This is a genomic window from Paenibacillus pabuli, assembly GCF_039831995.1.
Lineage (GTDB): Bacteria > Bacillota > Bacilli > Paenibacillales > Paenibacillaceae > Paenibacillus > Paenibacillus pabuli_C.
The window spans coordinates 905,057-929,939 of the sequence record NZ_JBDOIO010000005.1; the positions used below are offsets into that span (position 1 = coordinate 905,057).

Genomic DNA, 24,883 nt, shown 5'->3' on the forward strand with positions numbered 1-24,883 from the left:
TTCAGCGAACAAATATTCGTTTGTTAACATGATGTGCATAAGTCTGTGGATAACTACCGAGTTGCTCACATAGTTATGAACATGATATCCACAAGCTTGTGGATATGTGTATAGTTTTAGTGATTAATCTCATTGTAGGCATCGCGAAGACAAAAAACAATGAAATTCGAGCTTTTCAGCCAAGCGGTAACTTTTGGACTAGGGGCATTTATCCTTTTCAAAACCACACACAACCGTTATGATGGAGATATGTTTTGCCATATATCGCCAAAGGGTACAAGCCGAGAGGTGAACTAAAAAAGTTGTCTATTAAAACGAAATTATCCATGATTATGTCGTGCTCGGTGCTTGTTATTTTGATTCTGAATATCGCACTGAGTTATTATACTACCGAGGAAAATCTTAGGCAGGACAGTGAAACCAAGATGGTCCTAACGGCCAAACAGATTGCAATTTCTGTCGAACAGAATCAAAATAGTTCGGATTATGTAAAACGCCAGATTGGTAATAATCTATGGCTTGCTTCAGTCATGGCTGCAGAAGAACTCGACCCGGATATTAATAATATCACAAATGAAGAACTTGTACGTTTAAGCAAAAAAGTGGGGGTATCGCATATCTCTCTAATGGAACAAACAGAGGATGATATCGTGGTAACCCGCTCTTCCGATCCACGCGAAATTGGTTTATCCACAAAGAAAATGACCTATTGGTATCAAGCCTTTAAGCAATTGTTCGAAAAACATCAGGTTACCATCACTCAAGGGCAGAAACTGGATCATTTTTGGTCCGATGGTTTCGAGTACTCTACATCCAGTCCATCGGATATTGATATCTGGGGTTACTATCATGATGGGCAGAGGAACTACATAATCAATCCCTTCTATAATAATGCTGAAGTTGATGACTATGTAAAGATCTCTGGTCCTGATGAGATTTTGAACAAAATTCGTGAAGTGAATCCTTCCATCTTGGAGATCACGGGTATCAATCCATTGACTTTTGGCAGTCCAAACATGAGTGACGATGGCAGGGATAGCAACTACAACAAGTTGAATAATAGACCAATTCGTTTTGGTACGTATCAGTATGGTACGGCAGATGAAGATCACCGCGCAGTAGTAAGGGCCATCCGAACCGGGCAGAATGTTTCGTTTGTCAGTGAGACGCATGAGCAAAAGGTGTTAAAAAGTTTCATCCCAATCTTCACTCCAAATGAAGCATCATATGTCATCAGTATTGTCATGGACTATAAACAAATATCCTCCATGGTATCGGAACAATTGGTCAGTCATGCCTCCATATCGCTGGTGCTGCTGGAAATCGTGATCTTTGGCAGCTACTTGTTAGCAGGATATATTACACGTCCTATCCAATCCATTCTGGGCAAAGTGAATGATGTGGCAGATGGACATTTCGACTTCCGCCTAAAAGTGAGAAGGAAGGATGAACTGGGTCAACTGGCCAATCGGATTAATGCCATGATTCGCAATCTGGGCCACTATACCAACCGGTTGAAACAGATGTATGAGGAGAACAGAGCCGTTAAAGAACATCTGGAATCCATCATCAATCAAACCGCCGATGCCATTCATATTACGGATCTAAACGGTAAGGTGTTGCGGGTAAACCGGGCGTTCGAACAACTCTATGGCTGGCGAAGCCGAGAGGTTGAAAACCGCAGGCTGAAGATCATCCCGCCTGAGGCAGAAGAGGAAATGAAGCAGCAGCATGCCCAGCTCATTGAAGGGCTGTCCATTACCTCGAATGAAACTGTATGGATGAAAAAAGATGGCACACGGGTAGAGGTTAGTGTCAGCACTGCGCCCGTGCGAGATGAACTGGGCGAGATTACAGCATTGATTAGTGTGTCGAGGGACATCACTAGCCGCAATCGGATGGAAGAACTTCTTAGACGCTCAGAGAAGCTCACAACGGTGGGTCAACTCGCTGCGGGTGTTGCGCATGAGATCCGTAACCCGCTTACGACACTGCGTGGTTTCCTGCAGCTGCAGCAAGAGACGAATAAACTGAATCATCGTCATCTTGACTTGATGCTGTCGGAACTGGACCGCATTAATCTGATCGTAGGGGAATTCCTGATTTTGGCCAAACCACAGGCCGTTCACTTCCAGGAGCGGGATATCCGCTTCATTCTTGGCGATGTCATCTCACTCCTGGATAGCCAGGCACATCTGCACGGGGTTGAATTTGTATTAAATGCATCATCGGATTCAGCTATGGTACACTGTGAAGAGAATCAGTTAAAGCAAGTGTTCATCAATCTGCTTAAGAATGGTATGGAAGCCATGCCGGACGGAGGCAGCATTCGGATTCGCCTTGACCATGACGAGGAATTAAATCGGGTGCGGATTGAAATTAAGGATGAGGGTATTGGAATTCCGGAAGAGATGATGCCGAAGCTTGGCGAGCCGTTCTTTACCAACAAGGAGTCTGGAACAGGGCTTGGTTTAATGGTCAGTCAGCGCATCATTCAATCACATAAGGGCATGATGGATATTAAAAGCGTCATGAACAAGGGCACGACCGTTATCATCGATCTTCCGGCTACCACCAAACAGCTTCCGGAGAGCGTGGAAGAAGAAGATCAGGCGGAAGATGCACATACAGACGAAGAGAACTAGACGAGGTGAGATTACCTTTTGCGTATTAATAAATTTATTAGTGAAACAGGCTATTGTTCCCGGCGTGAAGCGGACAAATTAGTGGAGAGCGGGAAAGTGACCATTAATGGCTTAACCGCCGAACTGGGAAGTCAGGCTGAAGAAGGCGATGACGTACGGATCAATGGTCAACCCATTAAGGAAAAAAGAAAACATGTATACATTGCACTGAATAAACCTGTCGGCATTACGAGTACGACCGAGCAGCATATTAAGGGGAACATCGTTGACTTTGTGGGTCACAAGGAACGCATTTTTCCGATTGGCCGACTGGATAAGGACTCGGAAGGGCTTATTCTGATGACCAATGATGGAGATATCGTTAACCGGATACTTAGAGCAGAGGGACGTCATGAGAAAGAGTATATCGTTACGGTCGATCGTCCGGTCACGCCGAGTTTTCTCAAGGGGATGAGCACAGGCGTCAAAATTCTCGGCGAAATGACGCTGCCCTGTACCGTCACTCGGATCTCTGAGCGAGTATTCCGAATTATACTGACCGAGGGGAAAAATCGGCAAATTCGCAGAATGTGCAGTGCTTTTGGTTACGAGGTGCGTAAATTGAAGCGTGTACGTATCATGAATATTCATCTGGGTGAACAGGCTACAGGCAAGTGGAGAGAACTGACAGCAGCGGAGAAATCGGAATTGGGTAGCCTGCTGGACTACGTCTTGGAATAACAGGGCATTTAAAGTTCAATTAACGAAAGCTCTGCATCTCTTGTCAGAAGAAGAGAAGGCGGGGCTTTTTTTGATATCTCGCTAATTATACAAAAAAAGGTCGTCCTCCTCTACCAGAGAGAAGAACGACCTTTTACAGTTGCATTAGCTTCTAGTTTGCTTGATTGACTGCTTTTACAGTCGGATTGTTACTTTGGTACTTCCGGATAATAGAAACCTCTACACGACGATTCTGAGCTCGTCCGACATTGGACTGGTTACTGGCAATCGGATGGTACTCACCATATCCGCTAGGTGTAAACTTTGCAGGGTCCAGCGCGTCGTTCAACAACAGGATTTTAAGGAAGTTCAGTGCACGGTCCGCACTTAGATCCCAGTTATCCTTATATTGGCTGTTCGAAATGGGAATATTATCAGTGTGGCCCGATACAACCACTTCATATTCCGGGAACTCCTGCAGCATGTTGGATATGGCTTTTGCCAGTGAGCGCGATTCAGGCTTCACATCTGCACGCCCCGAAGAGAACAGAGCATTATCACTGATGGTAATCTTCAGTTCAGATTGATTCAGCTTGGTGTTGAGTTGGTCGGATAGCCCGTTTTTACTAATATATTGGTCCAGTTGTTTCTTGAGTTTTTCCAGGTCTTCCTGCTCTTTTTGAGCCATCTGCGCATCCGTAATTTGAGCAGATTTGTTCTTGGTGATCTCTTCAGGTACCTGTTTGTTTTTGCCCAGGTCCGTTGTGGCATCCGTAGGGTTCATGGATGTATGATCCAATACCCCTGCGCCGCCATTCAGCGCACTGCTTAGTGCCGAGGCCATCTGTTCGAACTTGGCTGCATCGAGTGAACTCATGGAGAACAACGTAATAAACAGGGCAAGCAACAGTGTCATCAAGTCAGAATACGGGAGCAACCAGCTCTCGTCTATATGTTCTTCATGCGGCTCATGTTTTTTAGCCTTTTTCACCTGATGATCCCTCCTTCTCTTCCAGCTGTCTACGTTCGGAAGGTGTCAGGAATACAGATAATTTTTGGTTGATGGCAATGGTGGATACACCGGATTGAATGGATAACAATCCTTCAACCATCATCAGCTTGATCTCCATCTCTTTCTTGGACATCCGCTTCAACTTGTTGGACATTGGGTGCCACAACACGTAACCACTAAAAATACCAAGGAGTGTAGCGATGAACGCAGCCGCAATAGCGTGAGAGAGCTTTTCCATATCACTAAGGTCGGCCAGGGCTGCAATCAGACCTACAACGGCCCCGAGAACCCCGAGTGTTGGAGCGTACATCCCCGCTTGTGCGAAGATCAATGCTCCCCCGCGGTGACGCTCTTCGGTGGCATGGATATCTTCCATCAATACATCACTAACAAATTCCTGGTCATTGCCGTCAATAATCATGCGCATACCGCTGCGAAGGAATTGATCGTCAATCTCTTCGACTTTTGATTCCAGTGCCAGCAAACCTTCACGACGGGTAGTGGAAGCCCAATCCATAAATGTGCCGATCAGTGAAACACGGTCAATCAGTTGCTGCTTTTTGAAGAGTACCCCGAAAAGCTTGGGGATTTTTTTAACTTCAGACATTGGAAATGCCATGAAGATTGTTGCCGCTGTACCAACAAAGATAATAACGTAGGCTGCCGGGTTGTTAACCAGATTGATCAGGGGAGCACCCTTCAGGAACATCCCGAGAACAAGTGAAACCAGCCCTAAAACTAGTCCGATAATCGTTGAAATTTCCATCATACACCTCATCCATGAGATAAAATTGAATCCTTTCAAGCGGCTGTATTCGGGCTTCCGGACGAATGTTTTGCCGCAATCCGTTTAACCTATGGCATTTTTTAGAAATGCTGTAACAGTTAAAACGGTCATGTATACTATTTATCGACCAGTAGGCCTTTTTTTTTAAGGGTTATTTTCAGGTATAATAAGAACAAATCAGCTCTTTAGGGGCCAAACAGGAGTGAAAAAGCCAATGGGCGTAAAGCATGGACGGGATTATGAAGGAATATTGACAGATTTGACACAGGCGATTGGGCGTATTCCGGATCGTTATGTTTTTTTTGAAATGGATGCAGAAGATTGGTCCCGTTTGGGTGAAAACGAGCAGCTCGAAGTGGATGAAGCTCTGGCAGAGGATTTGTTCTATGCGCTGGGCACCGAGTCGGTCATTCCTGTAGGGAGTGGTGTGGTTATCCATGACAAGGAGCAGCATCGCATTCATATTTTGATTGGGGAAGAGGAATTGACATTTGTACCGCTTATCTAGTGCCAAATATATGGGGAATTTCAGCGTGGAAACCGGGAGGGGAAATACCCGGAAGCCTTACGGCTATTGGTTCTAACGCCATTTGCAGTATTGGATTTTGAGTTCTGTACGTGGTAAGATGAGATTCATGAAACGGGCGAGCCGCAGAGCGGCTAACCTATGACGGTTGGGGTTACTGTGGTAGCACCAAGGTTTCGGGTGGCATGAGGAACGGGGATAGAGACTTACCCTTGTGCCATCTTTATGGGGAGGAAGATAACGTATGGTTTTTACGCAAGAAGAAGTCGAAGCTCATCTGGGGAGGCTGGAAGGCTGGGAACTGGAAGAGGGACGGTGGATTGTCCGCAAGTTCGTATTTTCCAACTACATGAAAGGGATTGCATTCGTGGATGAGGTCGCCGCAATCTCGGAAGCATTTAATCATCACCCTTTTATTACGATTGATTATACAACGGTTACGCTGCGTCTCACGTCGTGGGATGCGGGTGGGATTACATCTGTAGATATTAAGGAAGCAGAGCAGTTTAACGAAACGTTTGAGAAAATGAGGACGACATAGCCGGGACTGGTTATCGTTGTGCTGCCAGAGATGAGGAAGCATACATGTCAGACATGAATCAGAATAAGCCTCTTATTGCTGTCGTAGGCAGCCTCAATATGGACCTCGTGGTGAAAACCGATACGATCCCAGAAGAGGGAGAAACCGTAAGCGGTGAGGAGCTTCACTATCTGGCCGGCGGCAAGGGGGCTAATCAGGCTGTTGCTGCTGCACGTCTGGATGGACAGACGACGATGATTGGAGCGGTGGGTTCGGATGGTTTTGGCGAGCGTCTGCTGCACAGTCTGACGGATAGTGGGGCAGATGCCTCACAGGTTCGTGTATTGGAAGACACCGTTACAGGTACGGCTTCCATATGGCTCTCCAAGGGAGATAACCGGATCATCGTTATTCCTGGAGCGAATGGGCAAGTGGTGCCGGAGATGCTGGAAGAGGCGGATACGGTAAAAAGCCTGACTGCAGCCGCAGCGGTGCTGCTGCAGCTCGAGATCCCGCTGCCAGCGGTCACCCGCGCCGCCGAATTGGCGGCAGAAGGCAGCGCACTGGTGGTGCTCAACCCGGCTCCAGCGGTGCCGGGTCTGCCCCAGGAGCTCCTGCGGTGCGTCGACGTCGTCACGCCGAACCGCAGCGAGCTCGCCGTGCTTACCGGCCGGGATGATCTCCGGCCGGAAGACGTGGATGCGGCGGTCGCAGAGCTCGCCGCATCGCTCGGGGCCGCTGTCGTTACGACGCTCGGCCCCGAGGGGGCTGTGTACGCGGCAGCGCCAGGCGGCCGCGTACAGGCAGGGCGTGCCGGCGCTTGCCGTGCGCCCGGCTACGCCGTAAGCGCCGTCGATACGACCGGCGCTGGCGATTGCTTCAACGGCGCGCTGGCTGTGGCCCTCGCGCGCGGGGAAACACTGGACGCGGCAGTAGGCTACGCCATGGGAGCGGCCGCGTTATCCGTAACGAAGCTCGGCGCCCAGTCGGGGATGCCGTATGCACGTGAAGTGGAAGCCTTTTTGGCAGAACACGCAGCCAGAAGCTGAATACGCCACCTGCTTTAGGAGATCAGACGATTAATGCTTTGGCTGCGTCTGATGCAGTTGTTGCTATGTTCGAAGAAAGCAAATTTTGCTATTCAGCAATTGGCCGGTTTTTAGAGACAACCCTTCATGTTCAAGAGTTGGTCAACAAGGATATGAAGATTGCTGGCATACTGATATCACTTATAGATTCAAGGAGAACCGATAACAAGGCTCTTATTGAGTTGATTGAGGAAGAGTATGGGGATTTATGCTTTGAAACAATCATGACCCGTACTGCTGCGATAGGACGTTTATCTATTAACGGCTTCAAAGACAACCCTGAATTGAACCAAGGTTTGAGGCTGTACAGAGATTTTGCTAAGGAGCTGATTCAACGTGTCTAAGATGGATAACTTGAAAAATAAGATTAGAAGTTCTGGCAGTAGCAGTGTGCATCTATAACTTATTGATACGTCTCATGAGAGTAAACCGAAGACTAGGAAAAAGAAATTTGAAGAGTTGCATACAAGGGATACTGTTTGGATAGAAAATGAACTGAAAAAGAAACTAGACAATCAAAGCGTCGAAAATGGCAGAGGTGAAAAAACTAGAATTATAAATGAAGCTCTGAGAGAATACTTCAAGTAACAGTGTAGGATTGAAATGACCACCACTTATTGTTTACGTATATGTTTACGTATGTATAGTTTCTTGTTATAACCTCGATAACCATCAGCGATTTAAGGTAGACACAAAATGCGCGCACCGATCAAGTATCGGCACGCGCATAGCTTTTTTACTTGGTAACAGTTGCTATTTTGGTGAAAATACTTGCGTTTGAATTCTGTGAAAGATTGATTTCAGCTGGAGCAAAGAGTGTTGTTGCATCTGGTTTCATGTAATTGCCCATATAGGGTCTATCAATACTAACATTCGCTCCATATTTCCAAGCCTGCCATAAGAACTTTGAGCAATAGTTTTTTGTTATATCACTCATCTTATATCCGCCCGCTATCGTATACTTCTGAACTTTTGAATAATTGAGTCTTGCCCACTTCCCGGCTTTTACAGGTTCTTGAAATGGACCAAACTTCCCATGAGGTCCGTATCTATATATTTCAATTTTAGAAGAAGCCGGGAAACGGGACAAATATGAGGATAACGACTCACCTGTTGCACCAGAAGGAACGTCATTTGCTGGGGTTGAGTGGTATATCTTTCTATCATCACCTACTATAGCGACATGTCCAACAAAACCGCTATCCCATCCTTTGTGACTATATAACACGTCACCAGGTGTTACTGAAAAATTACTCCCAGGATAATTTGCGGTTGCTGCACTTGCATTCATCGGGAAAGCAAATACAATTAAAGTGATTGATAACAATAGTGAAAGGGATAAACTAACCGTTCTTTTCATATAATCTCTCAGTCCTTTAATTTGGAATTTTATTTCAATATAAGAATATCATAAGAAAGAAGGAAAATAAATGAAAAAAATCTTTTTAATAACTTTCGGCTTAGTTATTTTAGTATCTTTGCTTCTTATTCTATTTGTTAATCTAGAAAAGAAACAATTAAAGACTGAAGTAAATAACTATTTACTTCAAAACGGTTATAAAACTTCTGATATAGCTTCAATTAATACGTTTTTCGGAAGAATGCCTTTTTTCTCTGCTAGAGTTGTATTTAAGGATGAAGAAAATGTTGAATATTTTTATTTGAAAGATTCAGGTGAAATTAAACAGTTTAGTACACCCCTCGTAAATGGATCGAGAAATTATAACGATAAAGACCAAGATTTTAAGCATTTGGAACAATAAATAGCACACCTATTTCGTAATTAGTACAAGATGTGTTATCAAACTAGAGAGTTGAACAAAAAAGACCGACGAGTGGTAATATCCCCTTTAAGTAGACACTTAAAAAAACCTCCATGTTATCATGGGGGTTCAAGTGACACTTGGAGGGGATATTTTTATGGCGAAAATGTGAAGTGGAAATAAAGTTGTAGACCGGAATCATTGATCTTACGCGATTTTTGTTTTGAGTAATCGTCAGCTTTTGAAAAAATAAGTTATAGACTGAACATTAAAATGAGACAGCGCCAGACCAAGACTGAAAAATAAAGTCTTAGACCGCACTGTCTCATTAAGCTAACGTTTCCCGTTAGCTTAACAAGAAAAGCAAGTCACATCTATTGAAGTTCAAGAAGATCTAAATTATCGCGAACGAGGATCGTTTTGTCTCTATAGTCCCAATGTCCGATCAAGTTAGGAAGCTTTGTCAAATTGTAATCTTTATTCCATGCCAACAAGTTATGGGTGCCTTTGAGCGTCTCGCGCTTCTTGTTTGGGATGACACCCGCAATACGCTCTTCATAACGCTTCCAGATTCGTTCCTCCTAAACTGACAACGGCGTCAACAGTACGAAAATCTTGTCTGCAGCAGCAAAACTTGGCTCTACCACGACCTGAACACACCTTCTACGATCCACGAATCGAAACCGATGATTTCTCTGAGTCGGCGGTCTCGCTCATCCTCCGGTGCCTTTACACCATATTCATTCGATTGATGATCCCAGAAAATATCGTCTAGGTCGTAATGGGGGATTCGAAGCTTATCACTTTCATTATCATAGTTGAATAAAATGAATTTATACAACTCCCGAGGAAATTCCACCAGGGAACGTTTCTCATTAAAGAAATCTTTCAAATATAAATCCCCATCCTCTGGTTTTTCTTTGAAAAAGTTACTCACATTACTTCTTATACATGACTCTATATAAGCATTATCAATACCGCTCCTATTGTTACCTGTCAAATCCTCAAATAGACTCCCCTGATCATCTCTATAGAATATTTCCATGAATCCATATGAATTTACGTCCTCAAAAATAGTCATCACAGAGTAGATCAAAGGCTTTATCCTCCAGTTCCCCTTGAGACTCTGATGATACAAGTTCAAGGCACTCCTTTGGATACTCTGTGCGGCACACAATATAATACTTTTTCATAATTTGTCCTTTTGAATTTATTCGTCTATACCTTCATCATTTTAAATTTTAGATACCTAACGATCATGTTTACAAGGAAAGGAATGGACAACATCAATATTGCAAATAATTCATCTCCCCAATTTGGAATAGAGCTTGAGAACAACGTGTAGGCCAGCATCCAAAACAGAGCAAGACGAACTAATAGCCCCAACAAATTTCTCTTAGGATAAAGCTTACATAATAAAACAGGTTAATATTTAAAAACTACTTTATCAAGATATAAACAGTCATTTTTTAGTGGCTGTTTTTTTCATGATATGACGAAGAGGCCCGAACCATTCCCGAGAGGGAAGGCAGGGGCCTCTTTGCTGTGTATCTCATGATCCTTATTTCTTCTCAGCCAGCCACATCGCGATATTGGCAATTTCCTCGTCCTTCAGTTTGTCCTTGAAGGATGGCATGCCACCTTTACCTTTGACAATCGTAGAGTAGATTTTCTCCAGATCATCCTTGCTGCCGATGTTTGCTAGAGCAGGTCCTACGCCACCTTGGAGCTGATCTCCGTGACAGGAAATACAATTGGCTTTGACCAGTGCTTCAGCCTGTCCGGCATCCATTGTCACTTCCGGCATGGTTGGTTTGGCTTCTTCAGCCACTTCTTCTTTCCCTGGAAGCGTAAACATTAAAACAATAGCCAAAGCGCATGCTGCAAAAAATACCCCGCTCATGATCCATTTGTGCATCCCTTATGTCCCCTCCAGAATGAAAGATCATCTAAATTGAAACTGTCCATATCATTATAACGGAACCTGTTATGACATCATAGCATTTTGTGGTAATTTTTTGAACTAATCACATAAACGGGTATGAAATTTTCTGTATTGCGGGTCTGAAGGTTAACGAGGTCCCTCATATACCATGCAATAAAAAGGCTTCAAGCCGCTCGGTGTCTGTCGTTCATAGGTATCCTGGGTAACAAATCCGGCCTTGAGGTAAACTCGAATGGCTCGTGCATTCCAAGTGAGCACTTCGAGATCGATCTCATGGGTAGGGTTCCGCCGAATGGCTTCCTTCACGATCGCAGAGACGAAGGCAGTGCCCTGCCCTTGACCACACTGTTCGGGATGCATGCCAAGCCCGATCCGTGTCACACCTTCGAGCGGAAAGAATTGAGCAAATCCGCAGAGCTGATCCTGCTCTCCGAGTACAACCGCATATTGCTCTTGGCGAAGCTGCTTATCGCCGAATTCAACTTCCAGCGCCTTCATCTGTTCCCAGGGCAGCCAGCTATAGATGTTGTAGGGTGGTTCATATGTCCAGCTGCAGATCAATTCTGCATGTTCTTCTTGCATCGGCACAACGTGAAACGTTACAGAAGCTTCATCCATACCACTGCACGCTCCTTTCATTGTGAACAAGCTACTTTAGTCATACGCTGAGGGTCTATCACATATGTCATTTCATATTTAATCCTGATTTCACTCTACAAAAGAGGAGGGCATTTGGCAAGGTTTAGCTCCCTGAAAAAAAAGTGAAACAAAAGATCGGGGAATTCCGTTTATATTATAGTAGGATGGGTAAAAACATCATAAGGGCATGGACGAACAAGCACAAAAAAACCGCCGGATACATTCCTGCGGAGAATGTACCGGGCAGTTGATTTATGCTTCGTTACAGTATGATGTTGCTCAGCTTGTCCCTAGTCGAGGGCCAGTGACTCATATGCGTCCGTGCTCATAATCCGTTTAGCGCCAACATAGCGGTTGGCCCAGTAGTTCTCACTCAAAGAACTGATGGTAACCCCTTTGGAAGACGAGGAGTGTGCAAACTTCCCTTCCCCCACGAAGATGCCTACGTGTGAAACCCCTTTACCCGTTGTATTGAAGAATACCAGATCGCCTGGTCTCATTTCCATGCGAGATACGGAGTCGCCCATGTCGAATTGGGAACTGGATTGACGAGCCAAATCGATGCCCAGCTTTTCGAATACATACCGTGTGAATCCAGAGCAGTCAAAGCCGTTAAGCGTTGTTCCACCACTTTTGTATGTAGTTCCCATTGCTGAATCAATTACTTTATCCATTTTTGAATCTGCGAATGCGCTGCCTGCTCCAAGCGATAGAGCGAATGTTAAGCTAAGTACAGCTGCTGTTAATTTCTTTTTGAACAAGAGATATACCCCTTCCAACGCCTGCGAGGTTAGCTTAAGGATTCGGTTGAAGGTCCCCTATGATCCCTCTGTAGCAAGATCAATTCACCCATAACTGGTTCCCCCGCTTCCCAGGTGCCAGGAATTTGGCTATGCTAGTTGTGCACCTGCGAAATCAAGAAATGACGATTTAATTTTAAGTAGTTACAATTCATAAGTTAAAGATTACAAAGTTGTTACTAAAAACTCACTGCGATTATTGTAACAGAGGAGTAAAGCTTTGGCAACGTTTAACAAGAAAATTAGCAAAAAAAACCTCGACCTTTGACGGGGAAAGGTCGAGGTTTGCTTTTGTGAAGCGTAAACATGGACACGAGTTTACACGAAGATGGTAACAATTTTTAGGTGGATCATTACACTTTTTAACCTTTGGAAGACTTGGACTGCCACAGACGAAAATGAGCGCATATCTTCCAAATATCTAGTAAACATCTGGCGAGCGGATAGGTTTGTTGCAGGATCAGACCCATTAGGCCCGTCAAGAGCCAAGACGCAGAGGTGAAGGCCCCGAAGATGAGCAGATGGATTGCTCCCAAAACCAACGCGATCCCAATGACAGAAACGATATGACGCAAGGCAAGAAATAGAGCGTGAAATGTACCACGGATCCCGCCCTGACCCTCTGGGGCTCCCGCCCCAAACTGCATATAGAGCAAGGCATGGTGTATAATCCATCCATATACGATCCATCCAGCGACATATGGAATGCCTGGCAGCAGCAGCTGCAGCGAATGGAATCCATCGAGAAAGATGCCATACAACTTGGGGACAAGCCAGTACGCAGGCAGCAGCAATAACAGTGTTTTAATGAAATGAAGCAGCAGCATCGGTTTCCACAGTGCCTTGATCCCGCGTATAAAAGGAATACGCTCTTCCGTATGATTGAAGTGTTGTAATGAATAGATCAGCCCTGCCTGGATGAGAGGAGTGATCAGCATGCGGAGCAGGAGCATGGCCCCCAGTATCCATAGATAGCGATGAACCTCGGGATGTGTAGACAGACTCAGCTGGCTTTCCATTTTGAATAAAATTGTACTAAGCTCCCCGGCGTCAGGTTCCGGATAGCGCAGCAGCAAGGGAACGACAGCCGATTGCACCATTCTATAGATGAAGTAACCCCACACCAGCTGATAGAGAAACAAAAGTGCCGCAATGAACATATGCTGACGAACGAGAAACCAGCCCTCACGTATTTTTGCTTTCACTGTCTCCACCTCACCATGACAGACCTCCGAATATAGCTTCTATAAGTTTGGTTACACTCATGCTCCAGCGGAACTTGGACGGCTCATACAGACCCGCCTTCAAAAAGTTGTTCATATGACGGTTCTCCAGTACAACGGTATATAACGGATCGGTCATTGCCCAGGATACAGGCGAGCTGTAAGTTAACTTGTACGTAATTCGACCGTTACTGCCATCCCATTCCTTGGCGACAATGTGTCCATCTTCAAAAACAATGCGAACGGGCACCTTCTCGTAGTCGCTGCCTTTCTTCAATAATGTTACCGATGACTCGTACAATGTCTGACCGTCTTTTTCTACAGGCTTGACCTGGATATTCTCCACGGCGAAGTCGGCCATGCCGTCCCCATATACATATTGATTAAAATAATCAGACCAGGACGTACGGGTCACCTGTTCCACGACCTTTTGAAAATCAGTCGAAGTGGGATGTTTGAACCGATATTTTTTTACATAGGTTGAAAGAATGCGTTCCATCGTTTTTGCGCCCACTTGTTGTTCGATGCCCAGCAGCACAAGCTTGCCCCTGGTATAGACATTGGCTGCATAATGATTCTGGGAATCAAACTTCCAGGACTCCTGTGTAAGTGAGGCGGGAGAAGTAATTAAGCCGGATTGAACCGGAAGGTTGGGGATAAGTCCGTATTCCTGCTCCATCAGTTTGTCTTCTGCGTAAGAGGTGAACCCTTCATCCAGCCAGGCCTCCTCAAATTCATTGCTGGCAACCATGCCGTAGAAGTACTGATGTCCGATCTCGTGCACAACCGTGCGTTCCAGATCGTAACCTGGCGTAGTGTCGTCGGCACCGAAGGCTGTAACTAAAGTAGGATACTCCATGCCGCCTGCTCCATTGCCCATTTTCGGGGGAACAACAATGGAGAGTGTGGAATACGGGTACGGACCAAACCACTTGCTGTAATTGGAAAGAGCTGCTTTGGCCGCATAGAAGTAACGTTCCTTCAGATCCTGGTGGGCCGGATCCAGATAGAGCTTGATTCGTACGCCTGGAACATTGGGAGCCGAGAAGGGTTCCTCCGCATAAACAAAGTCGGGTGAGGCTGCCCAGGCGAAATCATGCACATCGTCAGCATAGAATTGATAGATCTTCTCGCCGTTTTTTATAACAGCCTGCTTCGTTGGAAACCCGGTCGCGGCGACTTTGTATGTTTCCGGTACCCGAATACGCACACTATAGATGCCAAAATCAGCATAAAACTCGGAATTCCCGTGGTACTGATGCAGATTCCAGCCCTCAGCCGTACGTCCTCGCACGCCTGCAGGCTCATATACACTGAGTTTAGGGAACCATTGTCCCGCCATAACGAAGTTTTCAGCGGTTCCCATACGGGCAAAGATTTTGGGCAGCTTGACCTCAAACCGGGTGTGCAGTGTAATGGTTTCCCCGCCCTTGACTGGCTTGGGCAATCTTACTTTGATGAGCGTTTTGTCTTTCATGTTTCCATCATCCGGCTGTACATACTGCATCCGGTGCAGGAGAGAGAGTCCGTCCTCTGTTTTCATCTCCGTAATATTCATGGAGCCGTACCCGTCCGTTGGCATCACATCACCGCGAAGCTTTCCTCCGGATTCCTTCATAAATGTCGTATCACTAGAAGAAAATGCATTGGGGTATAGGTGGAAATAAAGTTCGCTGACTGTTTTTTTACCCGGATGGGTCCAGGTAAGTGTCTGAGTTCCCTCTAGAACATTGCCGTCCACCAGCTTCACGTCCATGTGATATTCCACCACGCGGTTGCTGAACACCTCAGCAGTAGGTGTCTGCACGCTTTCTGGAGGTGCCGGAGTTTGGACCTTAGCCGGAGGCTTGCCCAATTCCGGGGCGAGCGTTGGCAAGTCGGATGTCGTAGAGCGAGTGTGATCCAGAGTGATCCATATGGCTCCGGTAAACACACACAGGGCTAGAATTGCAGTGAGCCAGCTCTTGGCGCGTAGTGGAATCATCGTTAAATACCTCCCGTTGACAAGCATCTACAGCATGTATATGTTTGCAATGGGGCGATTATTAGTTAAAATATTTGTATCAACCCTTGGAGGCTATAAATATGGATCAAAACGAGCAAAACGGCAAAAAACAGATTGCCTTGAATATCGTAAGTGCCAAAAGCAAACACAAAGGTTTCGGTGCAGGCTCCATTGATCTGAACAACCTGTCGCCCGTCATTATCGATAATGGCGAGGCAAAGATTGATATTGGCGCCATGCATGCGAAGAGCAAGGTAGAACGTGGAATTAAGTTTTCGACGAATCGGGAAGACGTACCTAACGGTCGCCAGGTATGGCTGGTTTGGGTAGCTGTGGATCGTACGGAACAGGGACAATTGTACGGCGGTGCAACGGCATGCGAGATGTGGATCGATACCGAGGCAAAACGGGGATGGAAACTGCTGGCTGACCATGTGAACCGGATGGATTATGCAATGAAGCGCCGCTTCATGCTGGATGAGCTTGGACCGGAGGATCGAGCAGCTCTCAAGAAGCTGTTGGTTACACACAATGAAGAGTGGTGGAATGCTTCTCCGGATGAACTGAAAGAAGCACTCTCCTGATTAAAGCAATTATGCTGTTTCACTCAGAAAGAACATGAAAAGCCCCGAAACCGAATTGATCGGATCGGGGCTTTTGGCTTGTCAATTGGTCAGAGGGTTGAGGTATAGTTGTACACAGACGATCTGAAAAAAAGCCTGAGGTAATTCAATTACAGTGACGTAATTAAGTCGTTACGTATTTGCGTCATTCCACCCACCAACGCTTAAAGTCTCTCCACCACGAATGCTTCTCTTCCTGGATTCCTTCTTGATTTTGTACTTCACGACTTCCATCATTCTTCTTGGAATCAGTATTGTCCGTTGTCCCGCTACAGGTTTCCGTAGGTTCTGTGCCGTCTATGAAGACTTCAAGCCGTTTCTCTTCACAGCCATTACCGGCCAGTTTTCCGGACTCCGGATCAATATACACACTGACCACATGATCGGGAACAGGGAATATCTTCGGCGGCACACTCGCAAGAGCCTGCTCTGTAAACTGGGCGAACATCGGTGCTGCACGGCGACCATCCGAAGTGGAGATGGCTTTGCCCTGATCGTAACCGACCCATACTGCGGTGGAGAGCTCTGGGGTAAAGCCGACCATCCAGGCATCCGTATTGGTCGTGCCGGTTTTGCCTGCTACCGGCCGCTTAATCGTTGTAGCAACCCGATTTCCTGTACCGCCATTTTCGAACACACTTTCCATTAAACGTGTCAGTACATATGCTGCGGCCGGTTCTACCACTTTCTCGGCCTTGGTTTGTGGTGCTTCATAGATTACACGTCCTGCTGCATCCGTCACCTGTAGGATGGCGACAGGAGGTGTCCGCTGTCCACCTGCAGCGATAACGGAGAAGGCCGATGCCATCTCCAATGGACTCACGGGCGAAGTACCCAAGGCGAGAGAGGGGACAGCGCTAAGATTGCTTGTAATCCCCAGGCTCTTGGCCATGTCCACGACCTGATCAGGCCCAATCTGCATAATCGTATTGACCGCATAGATATTGTCCGAGGCAGCAATGGCCTGCCTTAGATCAATTTCACCCAGATACTTGTCGCCGAAGTTGCCGGGCTTATAGGTTTTGCGGTCATTATCATAGTGAAACAGGGTTGGTTCGCTATTGAAGATGGAAGCACTGGTCAGCTCTTTGGATTCCAGCGCAGCCAGATACATAATGGGCTTAAATGCAGAACCTGGCTGGCGTGTCGTCGCCAGGACATGGTTGATCTGATTGGTCCGATAGTTTTTGCCCCCTACCATAGCTTTGATATAGCCTGTACGAGGGTCTATGGAGACGAGAGCTGTCTCCAGTTCACTGCTCGGATCCATACCTTTGGCTACAGCGTCTTCAGCTGCCTTTTGCACACGCAGATCCAGAGTGGTGTATATATTTAGTCCCCCATGGTCCAGCATTGCTTCACTAATACCCAGCTCCTTGACCGCAAGGCTGCGAATGTAATCCCTGAAATAAGGCGCACTTTCTACTGTTTTCCGTTCACTTTCCGGTTTAAAAGACAGCATTTCCTCATAAGCCTTGTCCGCTTCGGTTTTTGTTATCTTGCCGATATCGACCATGGCGGCCAGTACGATCTTCTGCCGATCCTTCGCGTTCTTCATATGGTTATATGGAGAATAGTAGGTGGGGCCTTTTGGAATGCCTGCGAGCATGGCGCTTTCCGCCAAATCGAGCTGTTTGGCTGATTTGCCGAAATACATGCGCGAAGCTGCTTCAATTCCGTAGGCGCCATGACCATAATAGATTTCATTGAGATACATTTGTAGAATTTCATCTTTGCTGTACTTCATTTCAAGCTGTGCCGTGTACATGGCCTCTTTGGCCTTGCGAGTCCAGGTCTTCTCGTGGGAAAGATACAGATTTCGCGCAAGCTGTTGTGTGAGGGTGCTGGCACCTTGGGACATTTCCATATGCTGCAGGTTAACGAGCACAGCCCGTCCCACCCCTTGAATGTCAAAACCATAATGGTCATAGAATTTGCGATCCTCGACAGCCAGAGTGGCATTGACCAGGTCTTTTGAGATGTCTTGAAGCTGCACGGGTACGGAATCCTTGCCGCCTGCAGAGAAGGTGGCAATGACTTCGCCTTGGCTATCAAGCAGCCTTGAGTTGCGATCCGAATCAGCTAAAGGTAGGCTGGTCGCATATAGATAGACCAATCCTGCAATCGTTGCAATAACGCCGAGAACAGCGAGCAGAGAGAGGCTTTTGATCCATTTTAATAAACGGAACCCGCGTTTGCGGGTCTTCTGGCGATTTTGAGTCATGAAACGGGCTCCTTTCTTCTTTTCTTCCCAGTATGGGATTTCATGGACAGGGATATTCAGTCTGCCGCTGAACAGTTTAAAATGTAGCATTTCTGCAGAAAAAACCGTTTTGCAGGATAAACATCTATCGCGTATAATGCAAAAGGGTAATGAAAAGTAGCAGTTCGGCACAATATACACAAAGGCACGGAAAGACGAACAGCACCAATAGTCATTGATTCGTTGATCGGTCAGACGCTTAGCACGCTGTGGTCAATTTAATCTATATAATGAAGTGAACGCGGACCTTTCCGCAGCCAGCAACCCTAATGCTTTGGCGCCGAACGCGGGGCGTGCTTGAGTGAACCGGGCGGCGTGCAGCGCCATGCTTGATATGGCTGATCATTAACTTTACGGAAAGAAGGTAGAGATCATGGAATTGTGGTTCACGGAGAAACAGACCCCGGCATTTGGGATCACCGCGAAGATTAAGCAGACATATGTAAGCGAGAAGACTGACTTTCAGGATTTGGCCATGGTAGAAACCGAGGAATTCGGTAACATGTTGCTGCTCGACGGTATGGTGATGACCACCGTGAAAGACGAATTCGTATATCACGAGATGGCGGCTCACCCTGCGCTGAACACTCACCCGAATCCGAAAAAAGTTTTGGTTGTTGGTGGCGGTGACGGCGGTGTCATTCGTGAAGTCATCAAACACGCTGCAGTAGAAAAAGCAGTCCTCGTCGAAATCGACGGTAAAGTTATTGAGTATTCCAAAAAATATTTGCCTGAAATTGCCGGCAAACTGGACGAGCCCAATGTTGAAGTGCTCGTTAATGACGGCTACATGCATATTATTGAACATAAAAATGAGTACGATGTAATCATCGTGGATTCCACGGAGCCTGTAGGGCCGGCTGCACCACTGTTTGAGCGTGGTTTTTATCAAGGGATCCATGAAGCACTGAAAGAAGATGGCATCTTTGTTGCACAAACCGACAACCCTTGGTTCAAAGCGGACCTGATTCAAAAGGTAAACAAGGATGTGAAGGAAATCTTCCCCATTGTACATGTATACGGCTGTAACATTCCAACGTACCCAAGCGGTCTGTGGACATTCACAATGGGCAGCAAGAAACATGACCCACTTCAAGTGGATGAGACTCAAATTCCAGAGATGGATACCAAATACTACTCACCACGTTTGCATAAGGCAGCCTTTGTACTTCCTAAATTCGTGGAAGACCTAACGAAATAAAGGGGAAATCATTAATGAAATTGGATCAAGCTTATTCTGGTAACGTATTTATTTGCAGTTCCGAGGATTATGAGAATTCCAAAGCGGTCATCTATGGGATGCCAATGGACTATACTGTCAGCTTCCGTCCGGGTTCCCGGTTCGGTCCTTCTCATATCCGCCAGGCATCGGTTGGACTTGAAGAGTACAGCCCATACCTCGACAAAAGCATTGTCGATATGACTTATTTTGATGCTGGAGATTTGCTCTTGCCTTTCGGTAACGCAGGACGCAGCCTTGAAGTAATCAACGAGTATATCGGCAGCCTGCTGGCTGATGACAAATTCCCGATCGGTCTTGGCGGGGAGCATCTGGTTACTTGGCCAGTGATCCAACAGATGTACAAAAAATACCCGGACCTCATTCTGATTCATATTGATGCACATGCAGACCTTCGTGAAAGTTATGAAGGCGAGCCATTGTCCCACTCGACGCCAGTGCGTAAAGCAGCTGAGCTGATGGGCGGCAAAAATATTTATCAGTTCGGAATCCGTTCCGGCTCGCGTGAAGAGTTCCAGTATGGTCGCGAGAACATTAACTTCTACCCGTTTGAAGTTGCAGCTCCAATGAAGGAAGCTCTTCCGAAAATGGGCAACCGTCCAGTGTATGTGACCATCGACATCGATGTGCTTGATCCGTCGGCTGCTCCAGGAACAGGTACGGCGGAAGCAGGCGGCATTACGTCCAAAGAACTGCTTGAAGCCATCCACATGATTGCCGGATCCGATGTGAATGTAGTCGGCTGTGACCTGGTTGAGGTTGCGCCGATCTATGATCCAACACAACAGACACAGATTGTGGCTGCGAAGATGATCCGTGAGATGCTGCTTGGTTTTGTGAAGTAATAGCTAAAAACAGGTAATTTACCGAGTGGAATACCTGATTCAGTGGAGTTCACTTCATTGAACCTCGGCCCAGGACTATGTTATACTAGCCACAATATGTAGGTAATATATCAACTCATTGATATATTACATCAGTGAAGCATATGGTGGTCTGGTCCGGCCATATACTATAAAAAGAGTCCTTGTCGTTGGTAGCGACAAAGACTCTTAGGACAAGAAGGGCTGTGGATTGCCACGGCGCGCATTAAACTTAAATAGCGTAGTTCAAGCGAAACCCACCGTCAGGCTCCAACCTATGAGGTGGGTTTTCGCTTGTAACGAAACTTTTTACGCAACCAACGGTATAGCCTTCGTACGCTCAGTACTAAACTGAGAATCGCAGCAATCCACCGGATCATATCAAGCAACGCCACAAGTTTGACCATCGACGTCACCCCCTTTCGGGAAGCTGCGCCGTGGTCATGAAAACATCCACCGTAATTCAAAGTCCATCATATCAATTATAGCACGTATGTTCGCATGACTCTACCTTTGTATATCAGCAATGCTTCGTTCTTTAAGAACAGTGTAATGAGTGGGTGAATTTAATTAATAAAGATAACTGTATTTTTTAATTTGACCTGGATGTTGTGTAACTTGGCAATGCTTTTTGCTGCATTTAGCATTCGGGAGTTTAGATATAACAAGCTTTATTTTGGTGTATGCCTTTTTCTTAGTATCAGTTTTGTTATTATTGCGATGAAGACATATCCCGTCTAACTCAGGTCATCCAAACACTTACAAACGACCACCCTTATCTACACGATACCAATCGTAGGTGAGAGTGGCTTTTTTATTGCAATTATGTCACTGGTGATAACCAGATTGTTACGTTGGAACATGCAGATTCGGGTAAAACATAGGAGGAGGTGTCACGATGACAACAAAGAGTACAATCGCATGGAAACGGATCGGAACACTGGCATTAGCGTTAACGTTGGCTTGGGGATTGGGACCAGCACAAGCACAGTCAGGTGTAAATGCTGCAGCGGCTGCATCATGTGGAAATGGAGATCATGGATTATCTGCTGCATTGAAGCAGGGCAGCGGTGTAGAAGATCAGCATCTGCAGTTTACAGACATCGATTTCCTGAACAACACAACGGGCCGTGCAGCGGGGGAGGGGTTCCTGATTGGCACCTCGAATGCGGGCTGTACATGGCAATCCATCTATACTGGACAATGGCAGTTCACACAGATTGATTTTCCAAATAACGTATATGGGTTTGCTTTAGCGCAAATGAAGGATTCCGCCAAGACCTATCTTATTCGCACAACAGATGGTGGATCACACTGGAAAAGGCTTGATACTCCTGGCATGCAGTTCAAGCGAATTGAATTCAAAAATAAAAACGAAGGTTACGGCTACACCTATAACGGTGCGTATCGGACACAGGACGGCGGATTAAGCTGGACTAAAATCAACACCCCCGCAAATACGAGATCGGTAGCTTTCACCACGGATAAACAAGGCTATGCTGCCCAAGTTGTACCGGGCTTGGGGTATCATTTGCTTCGGACTACGGATGGAGGTAAGAACTGGACAACCTCTCTCAAGGTAGCTTCGGCCTCGTGGAATGGGGCGGATCTATATGCAAGCGGTAAACAGGTATGGGCTGTCCTGTATGGTGATTCAGGCATGTCGCAACAATCGTATTCCCTTTATGCAAGCGGGAATGAAGGCGGAAACTGGAGGCAGGTCTTTGCTCAGTCGACAGCAGGAGGAGGCCCTGCACCCGGAAGTAGCAGCGAGGGGAACGGAAAAGGCCCGGCAGATCCAGGGAGCCATGCTGGGAACATGTCGCTAATTGGTAACCAAACTGCTTATCTTTCTGCCGGATCTCTCGCTGCTGGGAAAGTAGGTGTTGGGCGTTCCTATGATGCAGGTTCTACGTGGAAAAATATCGATCTGAAAGATCCCGGTTATAGCTCACGCATCTCATTCCCCTCAGCCAAAACAGGTTGGCTCGTTGTAACGAGTGATAACTCGCCTGCGATCTATCAAACGACAGATGGCGGGAATTCGTGGGCACAAAAAATGTTATTACCTTCAGAGCGGGATTAAATGGTCCCTTATTATGAAATAACCACCAAGCAAATTCACTCTGAAAACGGAAAATAAACCATTTCGTTTGTCTATATTGAATTTGCAAAATATACAAGCCTTTTCCAGACGAAATACACTGGTAAAGGCTTGTTTTTGTAAAAATAAAAACGGTTGAAACCTGTCCGAAAACAAGTTATTGTAAGCGATAACAACACAAAATGGGAGGTTGAAATAATGGTTGGTGTTACTTTAAAGGCGAATTCAGAACAAGGATTAATAAATCGCAATATATATGGTCACTTTTCCGAGCACTTGGGGCGTTGTATTTATGAAGGAATCTGGGTAGGAGAAGATTCACCCATTCCAAATACGGAAGGGATACGCAATGACGTGCTGACAGCACTGCAAAAACTGAATATTCCGGTACTTCGCTGGCCGGGCGGTTGTTTTGCTGATGAGTATCACTGGAAAGATGGCGTAGGTCCGAAAAGTGAACGCGCACGCATGATTAATACGAACTGGGGCGGCGTGGAAGAGAACAACCATTTTGGAACACATGAATTTCTAAGATTATGTGAGCTGTTAGGAACAGAACCCTATATCAGCGGCAATGTGGGCAGTGGTACAGTTCATGAAATGCAGCAGTGGGTCGAATACATTACGTTTGACGGGGAATCTCCCATGGCCAACTGGCGCAAGGATAACGGCAGGGACAAACCATGGAAACTGACTTACTTTGGTGTGGGAAATGAGAACTGGGGATGTGGCGGTAACATGCGTGCCGAGTACTATGCGGATGAGTATCGCCGGTATGCTACATATGTGCGTAACTATTCTGACAATCAGATCTATAAGATCGCCTGCGGGCCCAACGAGGACAATTACCACTGGACTGAAGTGTTGATGCGTGAAGCAGGACAGCACATGAACGGATTAAGCCTTCATTATTATACATTGCCAACGGGAGTATGGCAGGACAAGGGCGAATCTACCGGATTTGACGATCAAGCCTGGTTCCAGACCCTGAAGCGTACATTACACATGGAAGAGTTGATCGTGAAGCATTCTGAGATTATGGATAAATATGATCCGGATGGCAAAGTAGGACTTATTATTGATGAATGGGGAACCTGGTATAACGTAGAGCCAGGGACGAATCCGGGATTCCTGTATCAGCAAAACACGATGCGGGATGCGCTGGTGGCGGGCATTAACCTGAACCTGTTCAATCGCTACAATAAACGGGTGCAGATGGCCAACTTGGCACAAATTGTTAACGTACTGCAGGCTTTGGTGCTGACAGAAGGCGAGCGTATGCTGCTCACCCCAACATACCATGTGTTTGATATGTATCAGATCCATATGGACGCACAGCGGCTGGAGCTAAATTATGAGAGTCCTGGATATACTCTTGGTGAAGATACCATTCCCCAGCTTAGCCTGTCTGCTTCCCGCAAGGATGGAGTGATCCATGTAACGGCATGCAACCTCAGTCACACAGATGAGCTGGAAGTGGTGTGCCAGCTTGAAGCTGCCGAATCTTCTTCCGTATCCGGGCGAATTCTGCATCATGCTGATTATGGTGCATTCAATACATTTGAAGAGCCGAACCGGGTTGAGCCAGCTGATTGGAAGGGTGTTACACTGGTTAATCAGGAATTGCGCTTTGTGCTGCCACCTGCATCTGTAGGGGTACTTGCAATCCAGGAGTAATGTGATGAATACATCCGGTACAAGTCATTTTGGGGCAAAGCAGGAGTCTTGTAAGGGATGCAGCGATCAACATGCTGTCCAAATCAGTGAGTCCAAAATGGCCCGATTGGTGGAGATCGCATCACGTTCGCGCCCAGTCGTCCAGGACGAGGAATATGAGAAGCGGCTGTCCTCTTGTGCAGACTGCCCAGGACTGCAATATGGCACGACCTGCCGCTATTGCGGCTGTTTGGTCCAGGTGCGTGCCAAGCTGGTAGAATCGATCTGTCCGTTCCCTTATGAATCCAGATGGACCCGTCTTTCCATTTGATTTCATTATAATGTAACAAAGCAGGGCTGCCCTTTTAGGGTGTCGCTCTGCTTTTTTTTGACGATGTAGGGCAGAAACTCTGAATTTGGATTTGAATTGAGCGGGTGAACTGGATATAGTTATACAGTAGAGTGTAGGATAGCGAGCTATC

23 protein-coding genes and 1 riboswitch are annotated in these 24,883 nt (G+C 46.3%); of the genes, 13 read left to right on the forward strand and 10 right to left on the reverse strand.

Annotated features, from left to right (window positions below; translation table 11 throughout):
- Positions 1 to 302: 302 nt before the first annotated feature.
- Positions 303 to 2,645 (forward strand): ATP-binding protein, encoded by a 2,343-nt coding sequence (locus tag ABGV42_RS30800; RefSeq protein ID WP_347385090.1) that lies wholly within the window; start codon positions 303 to 305, stop codon positions 2,643 to 2,645.
- Between the two features lie 18 nt (positions 2,646 to 2,663).
- Positions 2,664 to 3,365, forward strand: a complete 702-nt coding sequence (rluF, locus tag ABGV42_RS30805) for a 23S rRNA pseudouridine(2604) synthase RluF (RefSeq protein WP_347385091.1) — start codon at positions 2,664 to 2,666, stop codon at positions 3,363 to 3,365.
- Between the two features lie 151 nt (positions 3,366 to 3,516).
- On the opposite strand, the gene motB is transcribed toward rluF, so the two are convergent.
- Positions 3,517 to 4,335: a flagellar motor protein MotB gene (motB, locus tag ABGV42_RS30810; RefSeq protein WP_347385092.1), complete on the reverse strand. Its 819-nt coding sequence runs from the start codon at positions 4,333 to 4,335 to the stop codon at positions 3,517 to 3,519.
- Positions 4,322 to 5,122 carry a flagellar motor stator protein MotA gene (gene motA, locus ABGV42_RS30815; protein ID WP_095362317.1) on the reverse strand — a complete coding sequence of 267 codons (801 nt, stop codon included), beginning with the start codon at positions 5,120 to 5,122 and terminating at the stop codon, positions 4,322 to 4,324. The genes motB and motA overlap by 14 nt, the downstream gene beginning before the upstream one ends.
- Positions 5,123 to 5,357: 235 nt before the next feature.
- On the opposite strand from motA, the gene ABGV42_RS30820 reads away from it, so the two are divergent.
- The 4 genes from ABGV42_RS30820 (at position 5,358) to ABGV42_RS30835 (ending at position 7,621) form a co-directional block, all read left to right on the forward strand.
- The gene (locus ABGV42_RS30820; protein WP_095293459.1) at positions 5,358 to 5,651 is read left to right on the forward strand and encodes a hypothetical protein; all 294 of its coding nucleotides are present in this window, start codon (positions 5,358 to 5,360) and stop codon (positions 5,649 to 5,651) included.
- Positions 5,652 to 5,913: 262 nt separating this feature from the next.
- Entirely contained in the window at positions 5,914 to 6,210 is a 297-nt protein-coding gene (locus tag ABGV42_RS30825) for a 4a-hydroxytetrahydrobiopterin dehydratase (RefSeq protein WP_347385093.1), read from the forward strand.
- Between the two features lie 44 nt (positions 6,211 to 6,254).
- Positions 6,255 to 7,238 (forward strand): ribokinase, encoded by a 984-nt coding sequence (rbsK, locus tag ABGV42_RS30830; protein ID WP_347385094.1) that lies wholly within the window; start codon positions 6,255 to 6,257, stop codon positions 7,236 to 7,238.
- Between the two features lie 38 nt (positions 7,239 to 7,276).
- Positions 7,277 to 7,621 (forward strand): ParA family protein, encoded by a 345-nt coding sequence (locus ABGV42_RS30835; protein WP_347385095.1) that lies wholly within the window; start codon positions 7,277 to 7,279, stop codon positions 7,619 to 7,621.
- A gap of 392 nt (positions 7,622 to 8,013) precedes the next feature.
- Here the strand turns inward: ABGV42_RS30835 and ABGV42_RS30840 are convergent, their stop codons facing one another.
- A complete protein-coding gene (locus tag ABGV42_RS30840; protein ID WP_347385096.1) occupies positions 8,014 to 8,637 on the reverse strand; it encodes a hypothetical protein in 624 nt (207 codons plus the stop codon).
- A 70-nt stretch (positions 8,638 to 8,707) separates the two neighbouring features.
- Here ABGV42_RS30840 and ABGV42_RS30845 point away from each other — a divergent pair, with 70 nt between their 5' ends.
- Positions 8,708 to 9,040, forward strand: a complete 333-nt coding sequence (locus tag ABGV42_RS30845; RefSeq protein WP_347385097.1) for a DUF3139 domain-containing protein — start codon at positions 8,708 to 8,710, stop codon at positions 9,038 to 9,040.
- Positions 9,041 to 9,680: 640 nt separating this feature from the next.
- On the opposite strand, the gene ABGV42_RS30850 is transcribed toward ABGV42_RS30845, so the two are convergent.
- From ABGV42_RS30850 to ABGV42_RS30875, 6 genes are all read right to left on the reverse strand, one after another.
- Positions 9,681 to 9,932, reverse strand: coding sequence for a hypothetical protein (locus tag ABGV42_RS30850; RefSeq protein ID WP_347385098.1), 252 nt, complete (start codon positions 9,930 to 9,932; stop codon positions 9,681 to 9,683).
- Between the two features lie 669 nt (positions 9,933 to 10,601).
- The gene (locus tag ABGV42_RS30855) at positions 10,602 to 10,958 is read right to left on the reverse strand and encodes a c-type cytochrome (protein ID WP_347385099.1); all 357 of its coding nucleotides are present in this window, start codon (positions 10,956 to 10,958) and stop codon (positions 10,602 to 10,604) included.
- Positions 10,959 to 11,111: 153 nt separating this feature from the next.
- The gene (locus ABGV42_RS30860) at positions 11,112 to 11,603 is read right to left on the reverse strand and encodes a GNAT family N-acetyltransferase (RefSeq protein WP_347385100.1); all 492 of its coding nucleotides are present in this window, start codon (positions 11,601 to 11,603) and stop codon (positions 11,112 to 11,114) included.
- A gap of 311 nt (positions 11,604 to 11,914) precedes the next feature.
- Complete coding sequence (locus tag ABGV42_RS30865) at positions 11,915 to 12,385, reverse strand: C40 family peptidase (protein WP_095293464.1); 471 nt, start codon at positions 12,383 to 12,385, stop codon at positions 11,915 to 11,917.
- A gap of 3 nt (positions 12,386 to 12,388) precedes the next feature.
- A riboswitch (cyclic di-AMP (ydaO/yuaA leader) is annotated at positions 12,389 to 12,526 on the reverse strand.
- A 260-nt stretch (positions 12,527 to 12,786) separates the two neighbouring features.
- Positions 12,787 to 13,629, reverse strand: coding sequence for a hypothetical protein (locus ABGV42_RS30870; protein WP_347385101.1), 843 nt, complete (start codon positions 13,627 to 13,629; stop codon positions 12,787 to 12,789).
- Positions 13,630 to 13,639: 10 nt separating this feature from the next.
- Positions 13,640 to 15,631: a M1 family metallopeptidase gene (locus ABGV42_RS30875; protein WP_347385102.1), complete on the reverse strand. Its 1,992-nt coding sequence runs from the start codon at positions 15,629 to 15,631 to the stop codon at positions 13,640 to 13,642.
- 101 nt (positions 15,632 to 15,732) lie between these two features.
- On the opposite strand from ABGV42_RS30875, the gene ABGV42_RS30880 reads away from it, so the two are divergent.
- Positions 15,733 to 16,236, forward strand: coding sequence for a YwhD family protein (locus ABGV42_RS30880; protein WP_347385103.1), 504 nt, complete (start codon positions 15,733 to 15,735; stop codon positions 16,234 to 16,236).
- A 184-nt stretch (positions 16,237 to 16,420) separates the two neighbouring features.
- Here ABGV42_RS30880 and ABGV42_RS30885 read toward each other — a convergent pair whose 3' ends face one another.
- Positions 16,421 to 18,499: a transglycosylase domain-containing protein gene (locus ABGV42_RS30885; RefSeq protein ID WP_347385104.1), complete on the reverse strand. Its 2,079-nt coding sequence runs from the start codon at positions 18,497 to 18,499 to the stop codon at positions 16,421 to 16,423.
- Between the two features lie 412 nt (positions 18,500 to 18,911).
- Between ABGV42_RS30885 and speE the strand changes: the two genes are divergently transcribed.
- The 5 genes from speE (at position 18,912) to ABGV42_RS30910 (ending at position 24,732) form a co-directional block, all read left to right on the forward strand.
- Positions 18,912 to 19,739 (forward strand): polyamine aminopropyltransferase, encoded by an 828-nt coding sequence (speE, locus tag ABGV42_RS30890; protein ID WP_095293469.1) that lies wholly within the window; start codon positions 18,912 to 18,914, stop codon positions 19,737 to 19,739.
- A 14-nt stretch (positions 19,740 to 19,753) separates the two neighbouring features.
- Complete coding sequence (gene speB, locus ABGV42_RS30895) at positions 19,754 to 20,623, forward strand: agmatinase (RefSeq protein WP_347385105.1); 870 nt, start codon at positions 19,754 to 19,756, stop codon at positions 20,621 to 20,623.
- A 916-nt stretch (positions 20,624 to 21,539) separates the two neighbouring features.
- Complete coding sequence (locus tag ABGV42_RS30900) at positions 21,540 to 22,727, forward strand: WD40/YVTN/BNR-like repeat-containing protein (protein ID WP_347385106.1); 1,188 nt, start codon at positions 21,540 to 21,542, stop codon at positions 22,725 to 22,727.
- Between the two features lie 216 nt (positions 22,728 to 22,943).
- On the forward strand, positions 22,944 to 24,422 hold the full coding sequence (locus tag ABGV42_RS30905; RefSeq protein WP_347385107.1) for an alpha-N-arabinofuranosidase: 1,479 nt from the start codon (positions 22,944 to 22,946) through the stop codon (positions 24,420 to 24,422).
- 4 nt (positions 24,423 to 24,426) lie between these two features.
- A complete protein-coding gene (locus ABGV42_RS30910) occupies positions 24,427 to 24,732 on the forward strand; it encodes a DUF6171 family protein (protein ID WP_347385108.1) in 306 nt (101 codons plus the stop codon).
- Positions 24,733 to 24,883 lie beyond the last annotated feature (151 nt).

Coding starts and splice junctions, on each gene's coding strand:
- motA (WP_095362317.1), bottom strand. CDS start 5,122: ATGGAAATTTCAACGATTATCGGACTAGTTTTAGGGCTGGTTTCACTT.
- ABGV42_RS30820 (WP_095293459.1), top strand. CDS start 5,358: ATGGGCGTAAAGCATGGACGGGATTATGAAGGAATATTGACAGATTTG.
- ABGV42_RS30825 (WP_347385093.1), top strand. CDS start 5,914: ATGGTTTTTACGCAAGAAGAAGTCGAAGCTCATCTGGGGAGGCTGGAA.
- rbsK (WP_347385094.1), top strand. CDS start 6,255: ATGTCAGACATGAATCAGAATAAGCCTCTTATTGCTGTCGTAGGCAGC.
- ABGV42_RS30840 (WP_347385096.1), bottom strand. CDS start 8,637: ATGAAAAGAACGGTTAGTTTATCCCTTTCACTATTGTTATCAATCACT.
- ABGV42_RS30845 (WP_347385097.1), top strand. CDS start 8,708: ATGAAAAAAATCTTTTTAATAACTTTCGGCTTAGTTATTTTAGTATCT.
- ABGV42_RS30855 (WP_347385099.1), bottom strand. CDS start 10,958: ATGCACAAATGGATCATGAGCGGGGTATTTTTTGCAGCATGCGCTTTG.
- ABGV42_RS30860 (WP_347385100.1), bottom strand. CDS start 11,603: ATGGATGAAGCTTCTGTAACGTTTCACGTTGTGCCGATGCAAGAAGAA.
- ABGV42_RS30875 (WP_347385102.1), bottom strand. CDS start 15,631: ATGATTCCACTACGCGCCAAGAGCTGGCTCACTGCAATTCTAGCCCTG.
- ABGV42_RS30880 (WP_347385103.1), top strand. CDS start 15,733: ATGGATCAAAACGAGCAAAACGGCAAAAAACAGATTGCCTTGAATATC.
- ABGV42_RS30885 (WP_347385104.1), bottom strand. CDS start 18,499: ATGACTCAAAATCGCCAGAAGACCCGCAAACGCGGGTTCCGTTTATTA.
- speE (WP_095293469.1), top strand. CDS start 18,912: ATGGAATTGTGGTTCACGGAGAAACAGACCCCGGCATTTGGGATCACC.
- speB (WP_347385105.1), top strand. CDS start 19,754: ATGAAATTGGATCAAGCTTATTCTGGTAACGTATTTATTTGCAGTTCC.
- ABGV42_RS30900 (WP_347385106.1), top strand. CDS start 21,540: ATGACAACAAAGAGTACAATCGCATGGAAACGGATCGGAACACTGGCA.
- ABGV42_RS30905 (WP_347385107.1), top strand. CDS start 22,944: ATGGTTGGTGTTACTTTAAAGGCGAATTCAGAACAAGGATTAATAAAT.
- ABGV42_RS30910 (WP_347385108.1), top strand. CDS start 24,427: ATGAATACATCCGGTACAAGTCATTTTGGGGCAAAGCAGGAGTCTTGT.